Annotated in this window: 16 protein-coding genes and 1 pseudogene; 12 read left to right on the forward strand and 5 right to left on the reverse strand. The window is 70.4% G+C overall.

The features are described 5' to 3' along the window. Positions 1-42 precede the first annotated feature (42 nt). Positions 43-900: a bifunctional DNA-formamidopyrimidine glycosylase/DNA-(apurinic or apyrimidinic site) lyase gene (gene mutM / locus ACWD04_RS22565; protein ID WP_451134581.1), complete on the forward strand. Its 858-nt coding sequence runs from the start codon at positions 43-45 to the stop codon at positions 898-900. A gap of 8 nt (positions 901-908) precedes the next feature. Here the strand turns inward: mutM and ACWD04_RS22570 are convergent, their stop codons facing one another. Together ACWD04_RS22570 and ACWD04_RS22575 are read right to left on the reverse strand one after the other, a co-directional pair. Continuing rightward, positions 909-1,313 (reverse strand): winged helix-turn-helix transcriptional regulator, encoded by a 405-nt coding sequence (locus ACWD04_RS22570; RefSeq protein WP_451134583.1) that lies wholly within the window; start codon positions 1,311-1,313, stop codon positions 909-911. An 81-nt stretch (positions 1,314-1,394) separates the two neighbouring features. Beyond that, the gene (locus tag ACWD04_RS22575) at positions 1,395-2,348 is read right to left on the reverse strand and encodes a CAP domain-containing protein (protein ID WP_451134585.1); all 954 of its coding nucleotides are present in this window, start codon (positions 2,346-2,348) and stop codon (positions 1,395-1,397) included. 155 nt (positions 2,349-2,503) lie between these two features. Here ACWD04_RS22575 and ACWD04_RS22580 point away from each other — a divergent pair, with 155 nt between their 5' ends. The 4 genes from ACWD04_RS22580 (at position 2,504) to ACWD04_RS22595 (ending at position 9,108) form a co-directional block, all read left to right on the forward strand. Continuing rightward, positions 2,504-2,785: an acylphosphatase gene (locus ACWD04_RS22580; RefSeq protein WP_451134587.1), complete on the forward strand. Its 282-nt coding sequence runs from the start codon at positions 2,504-2,506 to the stop codon at positions 2,783-2,785. 436 nt (positions 2,786-3,221) lie between these two features. Beyond that, a complete protein-coding gene (locus ACWD04_RS22585) occupies positions 3,222-3,434 on the forward strand; it encodes a hypothetical protein (RefSeq protein ID WP_033304037.1) in 213 nt (70 codons plus the stop codon). 308 nt (positions 3,435-3,742) lie between these two features. Continuing rightward, a complete protein-coding gene (locus ACWD04_RS22590; protein WP_451134589.1) occupies positions 3,743-7,438 on the forward strand; it encodes an AAA family ATPase in 3,696 nt (1,231 codons plus the stop codon). Positions 7,439-7,689: 251 nt separating this feature from the next. After that, the gene (locus ACWD04_RS22595) at positions 7,690-9,108 is read left to right on the forward strand and encodes a sugar porter family MFS transporter (protein WP_451134591.1); all 1,419 of its coding nucleotides are present in this window, start codon (positions 7,690-7,692) and stop codon (positions 9,106-9,108) included. A gap of 239 nt (positions 9,109-9,347) precedes the next feature. Here the strand turns inward: ACWD04_RS22595 and ACWD04_RS22600 are convergent. Next, positions 9,348-9,497: pseudogene (locus tag ACWD04_RS22600) on the reverse strand (cytosine permease); the annotation flags it as partial. A 123-nt stretch (positions 9,498-9,620) separates the two neighbouring features. Here ACWD04_RS22600 and ftsY point away from each other — a divergent pair. Further along, complete coding sequence (ftsY, locus tag ACWD04_RS22605) at positions 9,621-10,826, forward strand: signal recognition particle-docking protein FtsY (RefSeq protein WP_451134593.1); 1,206 nt, start codon at positions 9,621-9,623, stop codon at positions 10,824-10,826. A 76-nt stretch (positions 10,827-10,902) separates the two neighbouring features. Here the strand turns inward: ftsY and ACWD04_RS22610 are convergent, their stop codons facing one another. After that, the gene (locus ACWD04_RS22610; RefSeq protein WP_451134595.1) at positions 10,903-11,550 is read right to left on the reverse strand and encodes a bifunctional DNA primase/polymerase; all 648 of its coding nucleotides are present in this window, start codon (positions 11,548-11,550) and stop codon (positions 10,903-10,905) included. A 429-nt stretch (positions 11,551-11,979) separates the two neighbouring features. Here ACWD04_RS22610 and nsdA point away from each other — a divergent pair, with 429 nt between their 5' ends. The 5 genes from nsdA to ffh all read left to right on the forward strand — a co-directional run bounded on the left by nsdA (position 11,980) and on the right by ffh (position 19,735). Then, positions 11,980-13,452 (forward strand): transcriptional repressor NsdA, encoded by a 1,473-nt coding sequence (gene nsdA, locus ACWD04_RS22615; protein ID WP_451134597.1) that lies wholly within the window; start codon positions 11,980-11,982, stop codon positions 13,450-13,452. Positions 13,453-13,789: 337 nt separating this feature from the next. Next, positions 13,790-15,142, forward strand: coding sequence for an ammonium transporter (locus ACWD04_RS22620; RefSeq protein WP_451134599.1), 1,353 nt, complete (start codon positions 13,790-13,792; stop codon positions 15,140-15,142). Continuing rightward, complete coding sequence (locus tag ACWD04_RS22625; RefSeq protein WP_014048583.1) at positions 15,139-15,477, forward strand: P-II family nitrogen regulator; 339 nt, start codon at positions 15,139-15,141, stop codon at positions 15,475-15,477. The genes ACWD04_RS22620 and ACWD04_RS22625 overlap by 4 nt, the downstream gene beginning before the upstream one ends. A 32-nt stretch (positions 15,478-15,509) precedes the next feature. Continuing rightward, the gene (locus ACWD04_RS22630) at positions 15,510-17,960 is read left to right on the forward strand and encodes a [protein-PII] uridylyltransferase (protein ID WP_451134601.1); all 2,451 of its coding nucleotides are present in this window, start codon (positions 15,510-15,512) and stop codon (positions 17,958-17,960) included. 227 nt (positions 17,961-18,187) lie between these two features. Next, complete coding sequence (gene ffh / locus ACWD04_RS22635; RefSeq protein WP_451134603.1) at positions 18,188-19,735, forward strand: signal recognition particle protein; 1,548 nt, start codon at positions 18,188-18,190, stop codon at positions 19,733-19,735. Between the two features lie 77 nt (positions 19,736-19,812). Here ffh and ACWD04_RS22640 read toward each other — a convergent pair whose 3' ends face one another. Continuing rightward, positions 19,813-20,682 carry a methyltransferase domain-containing protein gene (locus ACWD04_RS22640; protein ID WP_451134605.1) on the reverse strand — a complete coding sequence of 290 codons (870 nt, stop codon included), beginning with the start codon at positions 20,680-20,682 and terminating at the stop codon, positions 19,813-19,815. Positions 20,683-21,201: 519 nt separating this feature from the next. On the opposite strand from ACWD04_RS22640, the gene ACWD04_RS22645 reads away from it, so the two are divergent. Next, positions 21,202-21,795 carry a hypothetical protein gene (locus ACWD04_RS22645; protein ID WP_451134607.1) on the forward strand — a complete coding sequence of 198 codons (594 nt, stop codon included), beginning with the start codon at positions 21,202-21,204 and terminating at the stop codon, positions 21,793-21,795. Positions 21,796-21,806 lie beyond the last annotated feature (11 nt).

Consider the following 21,806-nt stretch of genomic DNA (forward strand, 5'->3'; position numbering starts at 1 on the left):
GGGGTTCTCGCTGTCCCGTCACGTTTCGAAGGAGTGCCCGCCGTGCCCGAACTGCCCGAGGTCGAAGTCGTGCGGCGGGGTCTGGAGCGCTGGACCGCCGGGCGCACCGTCGAGGACGTCGAGGTCCTGCATCCGCGTGCGGTCCGCCGGCATCTCGCGGGCGGCGGCGACTTCGCGGCCCGGCTCCGTGGCCTGCGCTTCGGCACGGCGATGCGTCGCGGCAAGTACCTCTGGGTCCCCCTCGACGAGACGGAGTCCTCACTCCTGGGCCACCTCGGCATGAGCGGTCAGCTGCTCGTACAGCCCGAGGACGCCGTCGACGAGAAGCACCTGCGGATCAGGATCCGCTTCGAAGACGCGCTCGGCACCGAGCTGCGCTTCGTCGACCAGCGCACCTTCGGCGGGCTGTCGCTGCACCGGACCACCCCCGAAGGCCTGCCCGACGTCATCGCCCACATCGCGCGCGATCCCCTCGACCCGGCCTTCGACGACACGGCCTTCCACCTGGCGCTGCGCCTGCGCCGTACGACGGTCAAGCGCGCGCTGCTCGACCAGTCCCTGATCAGCGGCGTCGGCAACATCTACGCCGACGAGGCGCTCTGGCGCAGTCGGCTGCACTACGAGCGGCCGACCGCGACCCTGACCCGCCCGAGGACGACGGAGCTGCTCGGTCATGTCCGGGACGTGATGCGGGAGGCCCTCGACCAGGGCGGCACCAGCTTCGACAGCCTGTACGTCAATGTCAACGGGGAGTCCGGCTACTTCGACCGGTCGCTCGACGCGTACGGACGCGAGGACGAACCCTGCCACCGCTGCGGTACACCGATGCGGCGGCGGCCATGGATGAACCGCTCCAGCTACTTCTGCCCGCGCTGCCAGCGTCCGCCGCGGATCTCCTGAGGTTTCGCTCAGGCTTCGCGTGCGGCGTCGTACCGGCTCCGGGCCTCGAAGACCGCGGGCATCCGCCCCTCGACGAGCTGGATCAGGTCCATCAGCCTGCCCGCGACCTCACGGCCGAGCGCCGTCAGTTCGTAGTCGACGCGCGGCGGATTGGTCAGCTGGGCCGCCCGGTGCACCAGGCCGTCCCGCTCCAGCGCGTGCAGTGTCTGGGAGAGCATCTTCTCGCTGACACCGTCGACCCGGCGGCGCAGTTCGTTGAAGCGGGCGCCGCTCTCGTACAGCGCGCCCAGGGTCAGGCTGCCCCAGCGGCCGGTGACGTGTTCCAGGGTGCCGCGTGAGGGGCACCGCCGTGAGAAGACGTCGAACGGCGACTGGTCGCCGTCCCGTACGAACTCTGTTTCCGTCCTACCCATGCACGCCAGCTTACGCCTGCGCAGCGCTCACTTCAGGTGAGCGCTGCGCAGGAGAAAGCGTAGGAGGGGGTCGGCGAGGGATCAGAAGCCGAAGTTCTGCGTCCACCAGGGTCCGCCGGATCCGAGGTGGACTCCCACGCCGAGCGTTTCGTAATCGCAGTTGAGAATGTTTGCGCGGTGGCCGTCGCTGTTCATCCAGGAGTCCATCACGGCCTGCGCGTCGGCCTGTCCGCGGGCGATGTTCTCGCCCCCCAGACCCTGCACCCCGGCTGCGGCAGCACGGTCCCACGGGGTCGCCCCGTCGGGGTCGGTGTGGCCGAAGAAGTCGCGGGCGGCCATGTCCTCGCTGAAGTCCTGGGCGAGCGCGGTCAGCGAGGCGCTGGTGGTGACAGGGCTGCAGCCGACCTTCGCCCTCTCCTGATTGACCAGGGCGAGCACAGCGGCCTGAGCGGTGGTGGCGGACGGGCTCGCCGGGGCCGGAGCCTTTTGGCTCGGCGCGGACGACGAGGACTTCGGAGCGGCCGGGGTCTTGGCCGCCGGGCTGGACGACGTGCTCTTCTTCGGCGCCGGTGCAGGTGCCTTCGTTCGTTCCGGTGCCTTCGTCGCCTTCTTCGAGGCGGAGGCGGACGGCTTCTCGCTCGCCTTCTCGCTCGGGGAGGCCGAGGGAGACCTCGAGGGCGCGGCGGAACGGCCGGAGCCCCGGTCGGCCTCGGCGGACGCGGAAGCCGAGGTGCGGCCGGTGGGGTCGGCGGACGACTCGCCCTGGGTCAGCAGGTCGGGAGCACCGCCCGCGTGGACCTGGTCGGCGGCCCCGCCGCCGCTGACGTTGTAGCTGTCGCCGCCGGGCAGCAGGCCGGAGGCCACAGCGACGGCTCCGACGGCCACGGCCGCGGACACGCCCAGAAGCCCGGCGCGCACGGGTATACCGGCCCGCTTCTTCCGGCGTGCACCGCGGCGCCCGCCCTCCGCGTGCTCGGCGTGCTCCGCGTGCTGCTCAGCGGCGGGGGCCGCGCCTGCGCGTCGATGCCGTCCCATGCGCTGTGCCTTCCTCGTACTCCGGGCGTCGTTTCGACGGCACCGTGTTGAAGATCAAACTCACCCGTTCGGGTGAGGCTATTGCGAGGGGACCTTACGCCATGGCGGATTGGGGCGGCGTGCTCCTTGGCCGATCGGCCGGTTAGCGTTCGGGCATGAACGAAGACGCACGGCTCGTCGTATGGGTACGCGGTCGAGTACAGCAAGTAGGGTTCCGCTGGTTCACCAGGGAAAATGCTTTGGAGATCGGAAACATCACCGGCTTCGCCCTCAATCTCGACGACGGCCGGGTGCAGGTGGTGGCCGAGGGGCCGCGTGACAATTGCCACCGCCTGCTCGACTGGCTCGGCTCCGCCGACACACCCGGCCGCGTCGACGGCGTCACTGAGATCTGGGACACGCCCCGCGGCGGATATGAGGGATTCTCGATTCGCTGAACCCGGTCGGGGAAAAGCGCCGGATCCGCTGGGTGCGCGAGGGGTGGCGAGAGGTGACCGGGAGGGGCGGAGAGTGCCTCACACCCGAAATGACCTGCGAAAGAAGCCGGCGCCCGGACATGGTTGCCAAGAAGGGCGCGTCGTGCCAGGCTGCGGCATTGACGAAGATCTCCACGCCCCTCGGGGACCCGCAGGAGAGTCGCGCCGCATGATCGTCAGGCCGCGCGCCCCGGGTCATCCGGCCTCGTGGCGTGTGATCGTGTTGACCGTCAAACTTTTTGGTGAGACGCTGAAAACCCCGCGCACCTTAGCTGTTCGGCAGAGCTGGTGACAGCAGAACAGCAGTGAATCCACAGCACTGTCGAGCACCGCGGGTGCGATTCCCTCACGACCCACACCGCATCGGTCGGTCACTCAGTGTGGAGGACCTTTCATCATGGCAAAGGCGCTTCTCGGTTACGTCGGCGGTTCCGACCCGCGACTCCTCGCCGAGATGCGACGGCTTCAGAAGCGCGTCCAGGACCTGGAATCCGAGCTCGTACGGATCCAGGACGAGAACGACGCGCTCAACGCCGCCGCTCAGCACCAGGAGTCGCTGCTCGACAGCATCGACATCGACGTACCCCAGGCGGAGCCCGCGCTGACCTGACCCCAAGGCCCTGCCGGGGCCGGTCGGGCCGCACGCCAGCCGCTCGGGATCAACCATCGAAGTCTTCGTCACGGATCGTCGTCCGGAACACCGAGGATTGCTCGTGATCCGGTGCGTTCGCGATCCGTTACGCAAGGTTGTGTTCGAATGACTGCGCAGCAGCACTGTGCAGGATTTACCAGGGACGCTTCGGCGTCCCTTCTTTTCTTTCCCGCTGGGACGCCCCGGCCTATCGCCCTTCGCTTACCGTCTGATGTGCCCTGCACCTTCATCGGTGAAACCGAGAGTGAAAGGTAGAGTCCGGCGGCGTGCACCTCAAGGCCCTGACCCTCCGCGGTTTCAAATCGTTCGCCTCCGCCACGACCTTGCGGTTCGAACCGGGGATCACCTGCGTCGTCGGTCCCAATGGTTCGGGCAAATCCAATGTGGTGGACGCGCTCTCCTGGGTCATGGGCGAGCAGGGGGTCAAATCCCTGCGTGGCGGCAAGATGGAAGACGTGATCTTCGCCGGCACCACGGGAAGACCGCCGCTGGGCCGTGCGGAAGTGTCGCTGACCATCGACAATTCCGATGGCGTGCTGCCCATCGAGTACGCCGAAGTGACGATTACCCGCATCATGTTCCGCAACGGCGGCAGCGAATACCAGATCAATGGCGACACCTGCCGGCTGCTCGACATCCAGGAACTCCTCTCGGACTCCGGTATCGGCCGCGAGATGCACGTCATCGTCGGCCAGGGCCGGCTGGACTCGGTCCTGCACGCCGATCCCACGGGGCGCCGCGCCTTCATCGAAGAGGCGGCAGGTGTGCTCAAGCACCGTAAGCGCAAGGAAAAGGCGCTTCGGAAGCTGGAGGCGATGGGTGCCAACCTCGCCCGTGTCCAGGACCTCACCGACGAACTGCGACGCCAGCTCAAACCGCTGGGCCGGCAAGCCGCCGTGGCTCGCCGGGCCGCTGTCATCCAGGCCGACCTGCGGGACGCCCGGCTGCGGCTTCTCGCCGACGACCTGGCGCGGCTGCGGGAGGCGCTGCGCGGCGAGATCGCCGACGAGGCCGCCCTCAAGCGGCGCAGGGAAGGGGCGGAGGCCGGGCTCAAGGCGGCGCTCGCCCGCGAGGCCGACCTGGAGGACGAGGTACGCCGGCTGGCGCCGCGGCTGCAGAGGGCCCAGCAGACCTGGTACGAACTCTCGCAGCTGGCCGAGCGTGTGCGGGGGACGATCTCGCTCGCCGACGCCCGGGTGAAGAGCGCCACCGCCGCGCCGGAGGAGGAGCGGCGCGGACGGGACCCGGAGGACATGGAGCGTGAGGCCGCCCGGATCCGCGAGCAGGAGGCGGAGCTGGAGGCGGCACTCGGAGCGGCGGAGTACGCCCTGGAGGACACCACCGCGCACCGGGCCGAACTGGAGCGGGAGCTGGCCTCCGAGGAGCGCAGGCTCCGGGACGCGGCCCGGGCCGTCGCCGACCGGCGTGAAGGGCTCGCCCGGCTCACCGGGCAGGTCAACGCCGCTCGCAGCCGGGCGGGTTCGGCCCAGGCCGAGATCGACCGGCTGGCCGCTTCGCGGGACGAGGCGCGGGAGCGGGCGGTCGCGGCCCAGGAGGAGTACGAGCAGCTGAAGGCCGAGGTCGAAGGCCTGGACGCGGGCGACGTGGAGCTCACGGAGCTGCACGAGGCGGCCAGGCAGGAGCTCACCGGAGCGGAAACAACCCTGGGCGCGGCTCGCGAGGCGGTCACCGCGGCGGAACGCAGCCGCGCGGCGGTATCCGCCCGGCACGAGGCACTGTCGCTGGGTCTGCGGCGCAAGGACGGCACCGGGGTGCTGCTCGGTGCGGGGGACCGGCTCCCCGGGCTGCTCGGACCGGTTGCGGAGCTGATCACGGTGGCCCCGGGACACGAGGTCGCGGTGGCCGCCGCACTGGGAGTGACCGCCGACGCCGTCGCGGTGACCGATCCCGCCACGGCAGCCGACGCCATCCGTCTGCTGCGTAAGCAGGACGCGGGGCGTGCCGCGCTGGTGCCGGGGGGCACGCGGGCCGGGCAGGTCCCCGCGCAGGGCCAGGCTACCGAGCAGCTGCCGAAACCCGTCGGCGCCACTGCCGGCCAGGTTCCGGGGCAGGCGTCAGGGACGGAGCGGGGCCCCACGGCCGTCACGGTCACCGGCATCTCCGGCGTGGGTCCCGCAGCGGCCGCCACCGGGGAATGCGCCGCGCCCGCCGTCGCCGGCCTGCTGCAGGGGCCCGCCGAACTGATGGCGGCCGTACGGCGGCTGGTGCGTGACATGGTCGTCGTCGGCACCCTGGAGGACGCCGAGGAACTGGTCGCCGCCCACCCCGGGCTGACCGCCGTCACCGCCGAGGGCGATGTGCTGGGCGCCCACTTCGCCCACGGCGGATCCGCCGGGGCGCCCAGCCTGCTGGAGGTCCAGGCCTCCGTCGACGAGGCCGCCGCCGAGCTGGCCGAGCTCGCCGTCCGCTGCGAGGAACTCGCCTCGGCCCAGCGCGCCGCGGCCGCACGGCGCGCCGAGGGCGCCGCCCGGGTGGAGGAGCTGGGGGAGCGTCGCCGGGCCGCCGAGCGGGAGAAGTCCGGGGTGGCGCAGCAGCTCGGCCGGCTGGCAGGGCAGGCTCGCGGCGCCGCCGGGGAGGCCGAGCGGATGACCGCTGCCGCCGCCCGGGCGCAGGAGGCGCTGGAGCGGGCCACCGAGGAGGCCGAGGAACTGGCGGAACGACTGCTGGTCGCCGAGGAGACCCCGGTCGAGGAGGAGCCCGACACCTCCGTACGGGACCGGCTCGCCGCCGACGGCGCCAACGCACGGCAGACCGAGATGGAGGCCCGCCTCCAGGCCCGTACCCACGAGGAACGGGTCAAGGCGCTCGCCGGACGGGCCGACGCCCTGGACCGCGCGGCCCGCGCCGAGCGCGAGGCGCGCACCCGTGCCGAGAAGCGCCGCGCCCGGCTGCGCCACGAGGCCGCCGTGGCCACCGCCGTGGCGTCGGGCGCCCGGCAGTTGCTCGCCCACGTCGAGGTCTCGGTTGTACGGGCGGACGAGGAACGCACCAGGGCCGAAGCCGCGAAGGCCGAGCGCGAGCGGGACCTCACGGCCGAACGCGGCCGCGGCCGTGACCTCAAGAGCGAGCTCGACCGGCTCACCGACTCGGTGCACCGGGGAGAGGTGCTCGGGGCTGAGAAGCGGCTGCGTATAGAGCAGGTGGAGGCCAGGGCACTGGAGGAGTTCGGTGTCGAGCCGGCCGGCCTGGCCGCCGAGTACGGACCCGAACAGCTGGTGCCGCCGCCCCCCGCCGTTGAGGGCGAGGAGCTTCCGGCGGATCCGGAGCATCTGCGCAACCAGCCGAAGCCGTTCGTCAGGGCCGAGCAGGAAAAGCGGCTGGAGGCGGCCGAACGGGCCTATCAGCAACTCGGGAAGGTGAATCCTCTCGCCCTCGAGGAGTTCTCGGCGCTGGAGGAACGGCACACGTTCCTCTCCGAGCAGCTCGAGGACCTGAAGAAGACCCGGGCCGATCTGATGCAGGTGATCAAGGAGGTCGACGAGCGGGTCGAGCAGGTGTTCACAGAGGCCTTCCGGGACACCGCGCGCGAGTTCGAGGGCGTCTTCTCCCGGCTCTTCCCGGGCGGCGAAGGCCGCCTCGTCCTCACCGACCCGGACAACATGCTGACGACCGGCCTCGACGTGGAGGCGCGCCCGCCGGGCAAGAAGGTCAAGCGGCTCTCGCTGCTGTCCGGTGGCGAGCGATCCCTCACGGCTGTTGCCCTGCTGGTGTCCATCTTCAAGGCCCGGCCGAGTCCGTTCTATGTCATGGACGAGGTCGAGGCGGCACTCGACGACACCAACCTGCAGCGTCTGATCCAGATCATGGAGGAACTCCAGGAGAGTTCCCAGCTCATCGTGATCACGCATCAGAAGCGGACCATGGAGGTCGCCGACGCGCTGTACGGCGTGTCGATGCAGGGCGACGGGGTCTCCAAGGTGATCAGCCAGCGGCTCCGCTGAGCTCTCCCCACTTCCACTGACGGGCAGTCACATCTTCTTTACCTAATCTTCAAGGCTTCAACGCACCTTTTGGGTGTTCCTGGGTACTTGTGAGGGGCCTCTTCAGTTGATCCCTGTATTGACTTCGAAACTTGAACGAATAACCTCAGCAATGTTGTTTTTACCTTCAAGTGGTGGTCGGCTAGAAGTTGTGCGCCACTAGGAGGGCTCACCCCCACGCCTGACGTTGCGGCCAGGTACCAGGAGTTCATGTGACCAGCACAGCGCGCGGACCGGAGTCCGGAGCCCGGGAGGCCCACCCGGACCACCTCGGCCATGTCATCTTCATCACCGCAGCCGCAGCGATGGGCGGCTTCCTCTTCGGCTACGACAGCTCCGTGATCAACGGCGCCGTCGAGGCCATCCGGCACCGCTACGACATCGGGTCGGGGACGCTGGCGCAGGTCATCGCCATCGCCCTGATCGGCTGCGCCATCGGTGCGGCCACGGCGGGACGTATCGCCGACCGGATCGGCCGTATCCGCTGCATGCAGATCGCCTCGGTCCTCTTCACCGTCAGCGCGGTCGGATCCGCGCTGCCGTTCGCCCTCTGGGACCTCGCCATGTGGCGGGTCATCGGCGGCTTCGCGATCGGCATGGCCTCGGTCATCGGCCCGGCCTACATCGCCGAGGTCTCGCCGCCCGCCTACAGGGGCCGTCTCGGCTCCTTCCAGCAGGCGGCCATCGTCATCGGCATCGCCATCTCGCAGCTGGTCAACTACGGCATCCTGCAGCTCGCCGACGGCGACCAGCGCGGCGAGATCGGTGGCTTCGAGGCCTGGCAGTGGATGCTCGGCGTGATGGTCGTCCCGGCCATCCTGTACGGCCTGCTGTCCTTCGCGATCCCCGAGTCGCCGCGCTTCCTGATCTCCGTCGGGAAGAGGGACCGGGCCCGGAAGATCCTCGAAGAGGTCGAGGGCAAGAACGTCGACCTCGACGCGCGTGTGAACGAGATCGAGACGGCCATGCGCCGTGAGCACAAGTCCAGGTTCAGCGACCTGCTCGGAAGCCGCTTCGGCTTCCTGCCGATCGTCTGGGTCGGTATCGGTCTGTCGGTCTTCCAGCAGCTCGTCGGCATCAACGTCGCGTTCTACTACTCGGCGACGCTGTGGCAGTCCGTCGGCATCGACCCGTCCGGCTCGTTCTTCTACTCGTTCACCACGTCGATCATCAACATCATCGGCACCGTGATCGCCATGGTCCTGGTGGACCGGGTGGGCCGCAGGCCGCTCGCACTCGTCGGATCCGCCGGTATGGCCATCGCCCTGGCCTTCGAGGCCTGGGCCTTCTCCGCGGACCTGATCGACGGCAAGCTGCCCAACACCCAGGGCGTCGTGGCCCTGGTGGCGGCCCACGTCTTCGTGCTCTTCTTCGCCCTGTCGTGGGGTGTCGTGGTCTGGGTCTTCCTCGGTGAGATGTTCCCGAACCGGATCCGCGCCGCGGCGCTCGGTGTCGCCGCTTCCGCGCAGTGGATCGCCAACTGGGCGATCACCGCGAGCTTCCCGAGCCTGGCCGACTGGAACCTGTCGGGCACCTACATCATCTACACCTGCTTCGCCGTGCTCTCGATCCCCTTCGTGCTCAAGTTCGTGAAGGAGACCAAGGGCAAGGCGCTGGAGGAGATGGGCTGATCCCCGCTGCCCCTCTCCTCGACCCGCTGCCCCGGTCCGGCCCATGCCGGCCCGGGGCAGCGTTCTGCTGTGCCGCCTTCCTTCCGGCGGCGGGACGTCGGAACCGGACCGGTGCGCCGCCCCGGCCCGTCGCCGGCCGCGGCAGCGCCGCGTACACCCCCGCCGCGACGAGGATCGTGATGCCCCGGCCCAGCCCGTGATGCCCGATCCAGGTGGTGCCGAGCGCGCCGGTGAACCGCCCCGCGTCGGTGCACAGCAGCCCCGGCTCCGGGAAAGAGATCGCCGCGCTGTCCGAACACCGCCGTGGACAGTGCCATGCCGGGCGCGCCGCCGCGCTTGCCCGCGATCGACACGAGGCCGGCCAGCCCGGACGAGAGCACGGGGGAAGCCGCGGTTCTCCACGGGCAGCAGCGAACCTTTACCACCAAACGTGGCATACCGCCTCAGCGGTCCGCGCCCGTCGTCCTCCGCAACCGCGCCGGACCACGGTCGTGGCCGATACTGGACGTGTTATGGAAATCGTCATCCTTGCTGTAGTCATCGCCCTGGTCGCGGTCGGCCTGATCAGCGGGCTCGTGGTCAGCAGCCGCAAGAAGAAGCAGCTGCCGCCCCCGGCGCCGTCGAGCACGCCGACCATCACTCCGCCCGCCGAGCCCCGTGTCGGCGAGGAAGCCGAGACGCCGCGCGACGAAGCGCGGCGCCCCATCGAGGAGGTCGGTCTTCCCGGCGCCGGGACTCCCGTCGAGGAGACTCCGGTCGTCGTCGAGCCGGAAGTCCCCGAGCTCGAAGTCCCCGAACCCACCGCCGGCCGTCTGGTGCGGCTCCGCGCCAGACTCGCCCGTTCGCAGAACTCTCTGGGCAAGGGGCTGCTCGCGCTCCTGTCCCGCGACAACCTCGACGAGGACACCTGGGAGGAGATCGAGGACACGCTCCTCACCGCCGATGTCGGCGTCGCCCCCACGCAGGAGCTGGTGGAGCGGCTCCGCGAGCGGGTCCGTGTCCTGGGCACCCGTACGCCCGACGAGCTGCGCACCCTGTTGCGCGAGGAGCTCGTCACCCTGCTCGGTCCCGACCTCGACCGTGCGGTGAAGACGGAGGGTGGCGACGCGACGCCCGGTGTCGTGATGGTCGTCGGGGTCAACGGCACCGGCAAGACGACCACGACGGGCAAACTCGCCCGGGTGCTCGTCGCCGACGGCCGCAGCGTCGTGCTCGGCGCCGCTGACACCTTCCGTGCCGCCGCCGCCGACCAGCTCCAGACCTGGGGCGAGCGAGTCGGCGCCCGTACGGTGCGCGGTCCCGAGGGCGGCGACCCGGCGTCGATCGCGTTCGACGCGGTGAAGGAAGGCATCGCCGAGGGCGCCGACGTGGTGCTCATCGACACCGCGGGCCGCCTGCACACCAAGACCGGCCTCATGGACGAGCTCGGCAAGGTCAAGCGGGTCGTCGAGAAGCACGGGCCGCTCGACGAGATCCTGCTCGTCCTCGACGCCACCACCGGGCAGAACGGTCTCGTCCAGGCGCGCGTCTTCGCCGAGGTGGTCGACATCACCGGCATCGTCCTCACCAAGCTGGACGGCACCGCCAAGGGCGGCATCGTCATCGCCGTCCAGCGTGAGCTGGGCGTCCCCGTGAAGCTCATCGGTCTCGGTGAGGGCCCGGACGACCTGGCACCGTTCGAGCCGGGCGCCTTCGTCGACGCGCTGATCGGCGACTGACCGGCGACCGACCGGCGTGTCCGCGCGGACGTGGGAAGGGCGGTGGACCCGAGAGGGGTTCACCGCCCTCCGGCGTTCAGCACCGGTGGCATATGTAGGCGAGGACGCCCAGCAGCAGTCTGGCCTGCGGGGGAGCGGCGGCAGTGTCCGGCGCCGGCGGACGCAGCCAGCGGACGGGGCCCAGGCCTCCGAGGTCCGACGGGGGAGCGGTCACGTACGCGCCGCGGCCCAGGGCCCGCAGATCCAGATCCGCGTCGTCCCAGCCCATGCGGTAGAGCAGCCCGGGCAGGCCCGCCGCGGCCCCAGGGGCGACGAAGAACTGCGTACGGCCGGCCGGCGTCACCGTAACCGGGCCCAGCGGCATCCCCATCCGCTCCATCCGCACCAGCGCGCACCGGCCCGCGGCCTCGGCGACATCGAGTACGTCGAAGGTCCGGCCGGCGGGAAGCAGCATCGAGGCGCCCGGAACCTCGGCCCAGGCGTCCGCGGCCATGCCGAGTGTGGCGCCCGGCGGCACCTCACGGGCGAGGTCCAGCGGATGCGCGCCGGGGGAGGCGCACGCGGTGTCGCCGCACGAGCAGACGCCTGCCGCGGCGCGGGCGCCCGGAGTCACCGCCCAGCCCCAGAGTCCTGTGTACTCGGCCACCGCGGTCGCCCCGGCCGTACGGCGGTGGCGCCGCGTGCCGGACCGCATCTCCCGGATGCCGCCGATCGTGAAGCCCATGCCCCCTCCAACGGGTGCGACTCACCGGTGGTTACGACCCGGAGTCCTCAGTTCCCGACGTACTCCGCGCGCCGTCGATCTGCCGGCGCGCGAGGCGGCGTCGCAGGGGCGTGCGGTGTGTGCGGCGTGCCCCTGAATGCTTCACTCCGCTCGCAGCCGATCACGGCCTGTCAAGTGAATCGTGGACTGCTTCGAACGGGTTCACCCGAAGGGGTGGCGAATGGTGGCGTTTCCGCAACGCCCCTCGCCGGAGCGGTGATCGTGGGATTACTGTGGGTACTCGAACCTGCAATTGCATGTGCAGTTGAGTATGCCTCGGGCAATCCGCTGATCCCTTCGATGGCGGGCGACGCCCGTACGCACAGCGCCGAGGCGCGGCATTCTGATAGAGGTTCGCGCGACAGGTTTCAGCGGGATGGGGGCGTTCCAGTGAGTGGCAGCGGCGCGGGCGAGACGAATGCCGGAAAGCGCCCCAACGGGCAATTAGGGTCGTGGTTCGTGCGGAGCGGCTGGTCGAAGGGCGAGCTCGCCCGCCAGGTGAACCGGCGGGCACGCCAGCTGGGGGCCCACCACATCAGCACCGACACCTCCCGGGTCCGCCGCTGGCTCGACGGCGAACAGCCCCGGGAGCCGATCCCGCGCATCCTCTCCGACCTCTTCTCCGAGCGCTTCGGCACGGTCGTCTCCGTCGAGGACCTCGGACTCCGCGCCGCCCACCAGGCACCCTCGGTGTCGGGGGTCGACCTGCCCTGGGCCGGGCCGCAGACCGTCGCGCTGCTCAGCGAGTTCTCCCGCAGCGACCTCATGCTGGCCCGGCGCGGCTTCCTCGGCAGTTCCCTCGCCCTGGCCGCCGGTCCCACCCTGATCGAGCCCATGCAGCGCTGGCTGGTGCCCGTCACCCCCGGGCAGCCGGAGCAGGAGCTGCCGCCCGCTGAGAGCCGGCCCTCGCGCCTCTCGGGCCCCGAGCTGGACCTGCTGGAATCCACCACGGCGATGTTCCGTCAGTGGGACGCCCAGTGCGGCGGCGGCCTGCGCCGTAAAGCTGTCGTCGGCCAGCTCCACGAAGTCACCGACCTGCTCCAGGAACCACAGCCGGGGGCCACTGCCAAGCGTCTGTTCCGCTGCGCGGCCGAACTGGCCGAGCTCGCGGGCTGGATGAGCTACGACGTGGGCCTCCAGCCCACCGCCCAGAAGTACTTCGTGCTCGCGCTGCACGCCTCCAAGGAGGCCGGTGACAAGCCTCTGGGTTCGTACATCCTCTCCAGCATGAGCCGTCAGATGATCCACCTCGGCCGGCCCGACGACGCTCTCGAACTCATCCATCTCGCCCAGTACGGCAGCCGCGACTGCGCCACCGCGCGGACCCAGGCCATGCTGTATGCGATGGAGGCGCGCGCCTACGCCGGCATGGGGCAGCCGAGCAAGTGCAAGCGAGCGGTCCGGATGGCGGAGGACACCTTCGCCGACGCGGTCCTCGACGACGAGCCCGAGCCCGACTGGATCCGCTTCTTCTCCGACGCCGAACTGCACGGCGAGAACGCCCACTCCTACCGTGACCTGGCCTATGTCGCCGGCCGCAGCCCCACCTACGCCTCCCTCGCCGAGCCCGTCATGGCCCGTGCCGTCGAGCTCTTCGGCGAGGACGACGAGCACCGGAGGTCGTACGCGCTCAATCTGATCGGCATGGCCACCGTGCATCTCCTCAAGCGCGAACCGGAGGAGTCGACCGTCTCCGCCACCAGAGCCCTCAAGGTCGCCAAGAAGGTCAGGTCGGAGCGCGTCAACACCAGGCTCCGTAAGACCGTCGACACCGCTGCCAGGGACTTCGGGGACGTTCCCGAGGTCGCCCGGCTCACCGCCCGGCTCGCCGAGCAGCTCCCGGAGACCGCTGAAGCGGTCTGACCGGGCCCACCGTCACCGGCCGCGCCGGCCGCCCCGTACACCCGACTCGGCTCCCCCATCGCCAGGTCAGCGGGTCGCCGTCGTGGCCGGTTCGCGTGTCCGGGCGTTACGACCGCACCGTATGCGGCGCAGGCGGCATGGTAGGCAGCACACCGGGTCCGACGCTCCCGGTTCATCGGTACGTAACACGTGGGGCTCCTTCGTCACTGCGGTGAAACACCGTGCGGCATCCGTGGAAACCGCGCTGCGCGAATCTCATGGCGCATAACCGGCCCGCACCTTTTCACCGTGGTCCCGCACCCCCGCACGTGGCCGCACCGACGACGAGGAGACGCCGATGCCCCCAGGCATCACGACGCTTGCCGCAGACGCCCCGGAGCTGTCTGCCGCCAACACAGGGTTCATGCTCATCTGCTCCGCGCTGGTGATGCTCATGACCCCGGCTCTGGCCTTCTTCTACGGAGGCATGGTCCGCGTCAAGAGCACCCTGAACATGCTGATGATGAGCTTCATCAGCCTCGGGATCGTCACGGTCCTGTGGGTCCTCTACGGATTCAGCCTCGCCTTCGGCACCGACATCGGCTCCGTCATCGGCTGGAGCTCGGACTTCGTCGGCCTGAGCGGGATCGGCGTCACCGAACTCTGGCCCGACTACACGATCCCGGTGTACGTCTTCGCGGTCTTCCAGATGATGTTCGCCATCCTCACCCCGGCCCTGATCAGCGGTGCCCTCGCCGACCGCGTCAAGTTCACCTCCTGGGCCCTGTTCATCGCCCTGTGGGTGACCGTCGTCTACTTCCCGGTCGCGCACTGGGTCTGGGGCGCCGGCGGCTGGCTCTTCGAGCTGGGTGTCATCGACTTCGCCGGCGGTACCGCCGTCCACATCAACGCCGGCGCCGCGGCCCTCGGCGTCATCCTCGTCATCGGCAAGCGGGTCGGCTTCAAGAAGGACCCGATGCGGCCGCACAGCCTGCCGCTCGTCATGCTCGGTGCCGCCCTCCTGTGGTTCGGCTGGTTCGGCTTCAACGCCGGCTCGTGGCTCGGCAACGACGACGGTGTCGGTGCCGTCATGTTCGTGAACACGCAGGTCGCCACCGGTGCGGCGGTCCTCGGCTGGCTCGCCTACGAGAAGATCCGCCACGGCTCCTTCACCACCCTGGGTGCCGCGTCCGGCGCAGTCGCGGGCCTCGTCGCCATCACCCCCGCGGGCGGCTCGGTCAGCCCGCTGGGCGCCATCGCGATCGGCGTCATTTCCGGTGTGCTGTGCGCCATGGCCGTCGGCCTCAAGTACAAGTTCGGTTACGACGACTCCCTGGACGTCATCGGTGTCCACCTCGTGGGTGGCGTCATCGGCTCCCTCCTCGTGGGCTTCTTCGCCACCGGCGGTGTGCAGTCCGACGCCAAGGGTCTCTTCTACGGCGGCGGTCTCGACCAACTCGGCAAGCAGGCCGTCGGCGTCTTCGCGGTCCTCGCGTACTCCCTGGTCGTCTCCGCGGCGCTGGCGTTCATCCTGGACAAAACGATCGGGATGCGGGTCAGTGAGGACGACGAGGTCTCCGGCATCGACCAGGTCGAGCACGCCGAGACGGCGTACGACTTCAGCGGCGCCGGCGGCGGCGCGGTCTCGCGCACCACGCCCCCGGGCCCCGGCACCACGGCAGCCCCGACGAACAAGAAGGTGGACGCATGAAGCTCATCACCGCAGTCGTGAAGCCGCACAGGCTGGACGAGATCAAGGAGGCCCTCCAGGCCTTCGGCGTCCAGGGCCTCACGGTCACGGAGGCCAGCGGGTACGGGCGGCAGCGCGGACACACCGAGGTCTACCGGGGCGCCGAGTACACCGTCGACCTCGTACCGAAGATCCGTATCGAGGTCCTCGTCGAGGACGAGGACGCCGAACAGCTCATCGACGTGGTCGTCAAGGCCGCCCGGACGGGCAAGATCGGTGACGGCAAGGTGTGGAGCGTCCCGGTCGAGACCGCGATCCGCGTACGAACCGGGGAACGCGGCCCGGACGCACTCTGACCGACGGTTTCCGTGAACGGAAAGGCAGCTGGGTGACGAGCACAGAAGTGACCACCGGATCCGAGGACGCGGGACCCAGCGGCTATGCGGCGGCCCGGCTGCGCCTCCTCCAGGAGGAGGCGCGGTCCGGGCCGGCGCGCCGTGCCGCGCTGGCCCGGCTCACCGACGACTGGCTCACCGGGCTGTTCACCGCGGCGGCCGAGCGGGCGGGCGTCCGGGGCGCGGCCCTCGTCGCCGTCGGCGGATACGGGCGGGGCGAACTCTCCCCCCGCAGCGACCTCGACCTCCTGCTCCTGCACGACGGCACCGCCGACGCCGGAGCCGTCGCCGCCCTCGCCGACGGGATCTGGTACCCCGTCTGGGACCTCGGCCTCGCCCTCGACCATTCCGTACGCACTCCCGGCGAAGCGAGCAGGACCGCGGGGGAAGACCTGAAGGTCCAGCTCGGACTGCTCGACGCGCGCCCCGTCGCCGGGGACCTGGGCCTCGTCGCCGGCCTGCGGACCGGGATCCTGGCCGACTGGCGCAACCAGGCACCCAAACGCCTCCCCGCTCTCGACGAGCTGTGCCGTGAGCGGGCCGAACGTATGGGCGAGCTCCAGTTCCTCCTGGAACCCGATCTCAAGGAGGCCCGTGGCGGTCTCCGGGACGCGACCGCCCTGCGCGCCGTCGCCGCCTCATGGGTCGCCGACGCCCCGCGCGAAGGGCTGGCGGAAGCCCGCCGTACGCTCCTCGACGCCCGCGACGCCCTTCACCTCACCACCGGACGGGCCACCGACCGCCTCGCCCTGCAGGAGCAGGACCAGGTCGCCGGTGCCCTCGGTCTCCTCGACGCGGACGCCCTGCTGCGCCAGGTGTACGAGGCCGCCCGCACCGTCGCGTACGCCACCGACGTCACCTGGCGCGAGGTCAACCGCGTTCTCCGGGCCCGCTCCGTACGGCCACGGCTGCGCACGATCCTCGGCGGCGCCAAGGCCGCACCGGAACGCACCCCCCTCGCCGACGGCGTCGTCGAGGCCGACGGCGAAGTCGTCCTCGCGCGTACTGCCCGCCCGGAACGCGACGCCGTACTCACCCTCAGGGCCGCCGCCGCCGCGGCGGAGGCCGGGCTCCCGCTCTCCCGTCACCTCGTGCGTCACCTGAGCACCGCGGCCCAGCCGATGCCCGTGCCCTGGCCCGCCCAGGCCCGCGAGGAGCTCGTCACCCTGCTCGGCGCCGGCGAATCCACCGTCGGAGTCTGGGAGGCCCTCGAAGCGGAAGGCATCATCACCCGACTGCTGCCCGACTGGGAGCGGGTCCACTGCCGGCCGCAGCGCAACCCCGTCCACACCTGGACCGTCGACCGGCACCTCGTCGAAACAGCCGTCCGGGCCTCCCACCTCACCCGCCGTGTCGGCCGTCCCGACCTCCTCCTGATCGCCGCCCTGCTCCACGACATCGGCAAGGGCTGGCCCGGGGACCACTCCGTCGCGGGTGAGGTCATCGCCCGGGACATGGCCGCACGCATCGGCTTCGACAAGCAGGACGTGGGCGTCGTCGCCACGCTCGTACGCCACCATCTGCTGCTCGTCGAGACCGCCACCCGGCGCGACCTCGACGACCCCGCGACGGTCCGTTCCGTCGCCGTGGCCGTAGGCAGCGCCTCCACCCTGGAACTGCTGCACGCGCTCACCGAGGCCGACGCACTGGCCACCGGTCCCGCAGCCTGGAGCTCCTGGCGGGCCTCCCTCGTGACCGACCTGGTCAAACGCGTCGCGGCGCTCCTGGCAGGCGAGGAACCCCCCGCACCGGAGCCGATCGCTCCGAGTGCCGAGCAGGAACGCCTCGCCGTCGAGGCCCTGCGTACCGGCGAGCCCGTCCTCTCCTTGCGCACCCGGGCCGAGCCGGCCTCCGAGGACGGCGCACCCGAGCCCGTCGGCGTCGAACTCCTCATCGCGCTGCCCGACCGCCCCGGCGTCCTGCCCGCGGCGGCCGGGGTCCTCGCCCTGCACCGCCTCACCGTGCGCGCCGCCGACCTGCGCGCCGTCGAGCTCCCCACCGAGCTGGGCGAGACGGCCGGTCTGCTGGTACTCAGCTGGCGTGTCGCGGCCGAGTACGGCTCACTCCCGCAGGCCGCCCGGCTGCGCACCGACCTGGTACGTGCCCTGGACGGCTCCCTGAACATCCGGGCCAGGCTCGCCGAACGCGAGGCGGCCTATCCACGGCGGCGCGGAGTGAAGGCCCCGCCCCCCAGGGTGTCCGTGGCGGCGGAGGGCTCACGCCTGGCCACAGTGATCGAGGTCCGCGCCCAGGACGCCCCGGGGCTGCTGCACCGGATCGGCCGGGCGCTGGAACAGAGTGCGGTACGGGTACGGAGCGCCCATGTCTCCACGCTGGGAGCCAACGCGGTGGATACGGTCTATGTCACCCGTCAGGACGGCACAGTACTCTCCGCCGACGAGGCGACAGCACTGGCGAAGACGCTGGAGGAGGCCCTGCGATAAGGGCGTGACGAGCCCTGCTCGCAGTCGTTGAACGGGGTGAAGGCGGCCCCTGGTCCAGGGGGGTGCCCCGGCGTCCACGGCGTTCGCACGAAGGTGGATATGTGCTCCCCGCTCGTGCGGGGTAACAGCCCTTGCGGTCGGAGACGACCGGCAAGGGCTGACGTTTGCCCGGGCCAGATACTCTAGGAACGAACCACCCGACCCCGACCCTGAGGACCGACGAGCCCGTGTTCGATACTCTCTCCGACCGCCTTAGCGCGACTTTCAAAAACCTCAGGGGCAAGGGCCGCTTGTCCGAGGCGGACATCGACGCCACGGCTCGCGAGATCCGTATCGCCCTGCTCGAGGCCGATGTCGCCCTCCCCGTCGTCCGCGCGTTCATCGCCAACGTCAAGGAGCGGGCGCGTGGCGTCGAGGTCTCCCAGGCGCTGAACCCCGCACAGCAGGTCGTCAAGATCGTCAACGAGGAGCTCGTCGGCATCCTCGGCGGCGAGACCCGGCGGCTCCGGTTCGCCAAGAACCCGCCCACCGTGATCATGCTCGCGGGTCTCCAGGGTGCCGGTAAGACCACTCTCGCCGGGAAGCTCGGTCTCTGGCTCAAGGCCCAGGGCCACTCCCCGCTGCTCGTCGCCTGTGACCTCCAGCGCCCCAACGCCGTCAACCAGCTGAGCGTCGTCGCCGACCGCGCCGGTGTCGCGGTCTACGCACCGGAACCGGGCAACGGCGTGGGCGACCCGGTCAAGGTCGCCAAGGACTCCATCGAGTTCGCCAAGTCCAAGGTCCACGACATCGTCATCGTCGACACCGCAGGACGTCTCGGCATCGACGAGGAGCTGATGCGGCAGGCCGCGGACATCCGCGACGCCGTCAGCCCCGACGAGATCCTCTTCGTCGTCGACGCGATGATCGGCCAGGACGCGGTCAACACCGCCGAGGCCTTCCGCGACGGCGTCGGCTTCGACGGCGTGGTGCTCTCCAAGCTCGACGGTGACGCCCGCGGTGGTGCCGCCCTGTCGATCGCCCATGTCACGGGCAAGCAGATCATGTTCGCGTCGAACGGTGAGAAGCTCGGGGACTTCGACGCCTTCCACCCCGACCGCATGGCCTCCCGCATCCTCGACATGGGTGACCTGCTCACCCTGATCGAGCAGGCGGAGAAGACGTTCAGCCAGGAAGAGGCCGCCAAAATGGCCTCCAAGCTGGCGTCGAGCAAGGGCAAGGACTTCACGCTCGACGACTTCCTGGCGCAGATGGAGCAGGTCAGGAAGATGGGCTCCATCTCCAAGCTGCTCGGGATGCTGCCCGGCATGGGGCAGATCAAGGATCAGATCAACAACATCGACGAGCGCGACGTGGACCGCATGGCCGCGATCATCAAGTCGATGACCCCGAAGGAACGCGCCGAACCGACGATCATCAACGGATCGCGCCGGGCCCGTATCGCCAAGGGTTCCGGTGCCGAGGTCTCCGCGGTGAAGGGCCTCATCGAGCGGTTCTTCGAGGCCCGGAAGATGATGTCGAAGATGGCCCAGGGCGGCGGCATGCCGGGCATGCCGGGGATGCCCGGCATGGGCGGCGGCCCCGGTCGCCAGAAGAAGCAGGTCAAGCAGGCCAAGGGCAAGCGCAAGAGCGGTAACCCGATGAAGCGTAAGGCCGAGGAGCAGGCCGCTGCCGCCCGTCGCGAGCAGGCGGCGCAGGGCGGCGCGCTGGGTCTCCCCGCCCAGGAGGACCAGAACTTCGAACTGCCGGACGAGTTCAAGAAGTTCATGGGCTGACCGTTCATGGGCTGACCGGGCGGGGAACACGGACGAAGGGGCGCCCCCGCATGTCGGGGCGCCCCGTCGCTTTTCCGTCACGAAACGCACACCAGATAGCGGAAGACGTTCGGCATCCACACCGTGCCGTCGGGCCGCAGATGCGGATGCAGGGCTTCCGCGACCTCCTTCTCCACCTGGGAACGGTCCGTCGCCCGTATCGCCGTATCGAACAGCCCGGTCGACAGCAGACCGCGCACCGCGCTGTCCACGTCCGCGTAGCCGAACGGGCAGGACACCCGGCCCGAGCCGTCCGGTTTCAGCCCGGCCCGTGCGGCGACCTCCTCGAGGTCGTCCCGCAGCGCCGGCCGCCAGCCGCTCCCTGAGCGCGGGGCGCGTGCCGACTCGGTGAGCCGGGCCGCCACCCGCAGCACCGGAGCCGCGGCGCACCGCTCCGGTGGTCCCCAGCCGGCCAGCACCACCGTGGCTCCCCGCACGGCGTGCGGCACGGCGGAGGCCAGCGCGGGCGCGAGCCCCTCGGAGTCTCCGGCCGCGCAGCCGATCGGCTGGAACGCGGTCAACAGGTTGTACGGGACCTCACCGTCCGGGGCGGCCGCCGGAATGCTCTCGACGAGCCTCGCGGCCCTCGGGTCCGTACGGCCCGGTCCCATGTCCTGCCCCGGGCCGGAAGCGAGGCGTCCGCGGGCAAGGGCGAGCCGTTCACGGTCGGTGTCGACGCCGGTGACGCGCGCCCCGCGCGAGGCCGCGATCAGCAGCGCGAGCCCGGAACCGCAGCCGAGGGAAAGCATCCGCGTACCGGCCCCGACTTCGAGGCGCTCGTACACCGCCTCGTAGAGCGGTGCCAGCATGCGCTCCTGGATCTCGGCCCAGTCACGGGCACGGGTACCGGCGTCCACCGGGGCGGACGAATCCGCGTACCTGTGGTGCCGCACGAGCGTAGGTGTCATGGAATGCGCCCCAATCCGCCGTGAGGTCGGTCGTGCCCGAGTGAGGTCCCCCATGTCTGTTGCTGTGTATGCGCGCCCACAGCCCCCGTATGTCAGAGAACTCCGCATCGGCGGTCCCGTCCAGAGGCCGGACGGGGTGGGATGGCATTGCTCGCGTGCTCCGGTCGTGCGCCCCCGGGCGCGGTGTGGCCGCTGCGGGCGCCGGGAACAGCGCGCCTGCCGCTCGCTTCCTCACAGTCTTACCCGACACGCGGGGCGCAGCACGTCGAGCGCTCCGGCCCGGACCACGACCGGCGTGCGGCCGTCGCTCCGTGTTGGGTAATCTCACCCACGGGGCGTCTGTCCACGCCGGTGCGTACGCGTTGCTACGTACCACCTTGGTGCGAGCTGTGAGTCTTCTCCGCTGATCTGGGCACCCGCCCTCGTCCGGACGCATCAAGGGCAACTGACTGGTACGTGCAAATTATTTGGGATGCCCCGGAATAGGAACACCGGAGCACTCAGGCTCGTTGTCACGACGTGAGCACGACACCACCTGTACTTGCCGCAGAGCTGGCACAGGCGTGGGCCGACATTCAGCGGTACCACCCCGAGCTGCCCGATCTTGCCGCGCCAGAGTCCCTGATCGGAGAGTCCTCGTCCGCCTGTGGCGCCGAGCTCTCCTTCGAACGGCTGCTCCATGAGGCAGTCCATGGCATCGCGGCCGCGAGAGGTGTGCGGGACACCTCCCGCGCCGGCCGCTACCACAACAGACGCTTCCTCGCGATCGCCGAGGAGCTGGGCCTCGATCATGCCGAGGAGCCCCACCCCAGCAGCGGATTCTCGCTGGTGACACTGAATCCTGAGGCCAAACGCAGGTACCGCCCCACGACGGAACGGCTGCGGCGTGCGCTCAAGGCGCACACCGTCGCCACCGCGGCGGACACGAAGCGCTCGTTCCGCGGCCCCGCCGCGCGGCACGGCTCGTCCGGAGGAGGGGTGCGCGTCAAGGCCGTCTGTGACTGCGGGCGCAACGTCCGCGTCGTGCCCTCGGTCCTCGCCCAGGCCCCGATCGTCTGCGGCGGTTGCGGAAAGCCCTTCCGTATCCCGGAAGCAGCGGTCGCGGTGGGGTGACCCGATGTGGT

It is taken from the genome of Streptomyces sp. NPDC002911 (genome assembly GCF_053591835.1).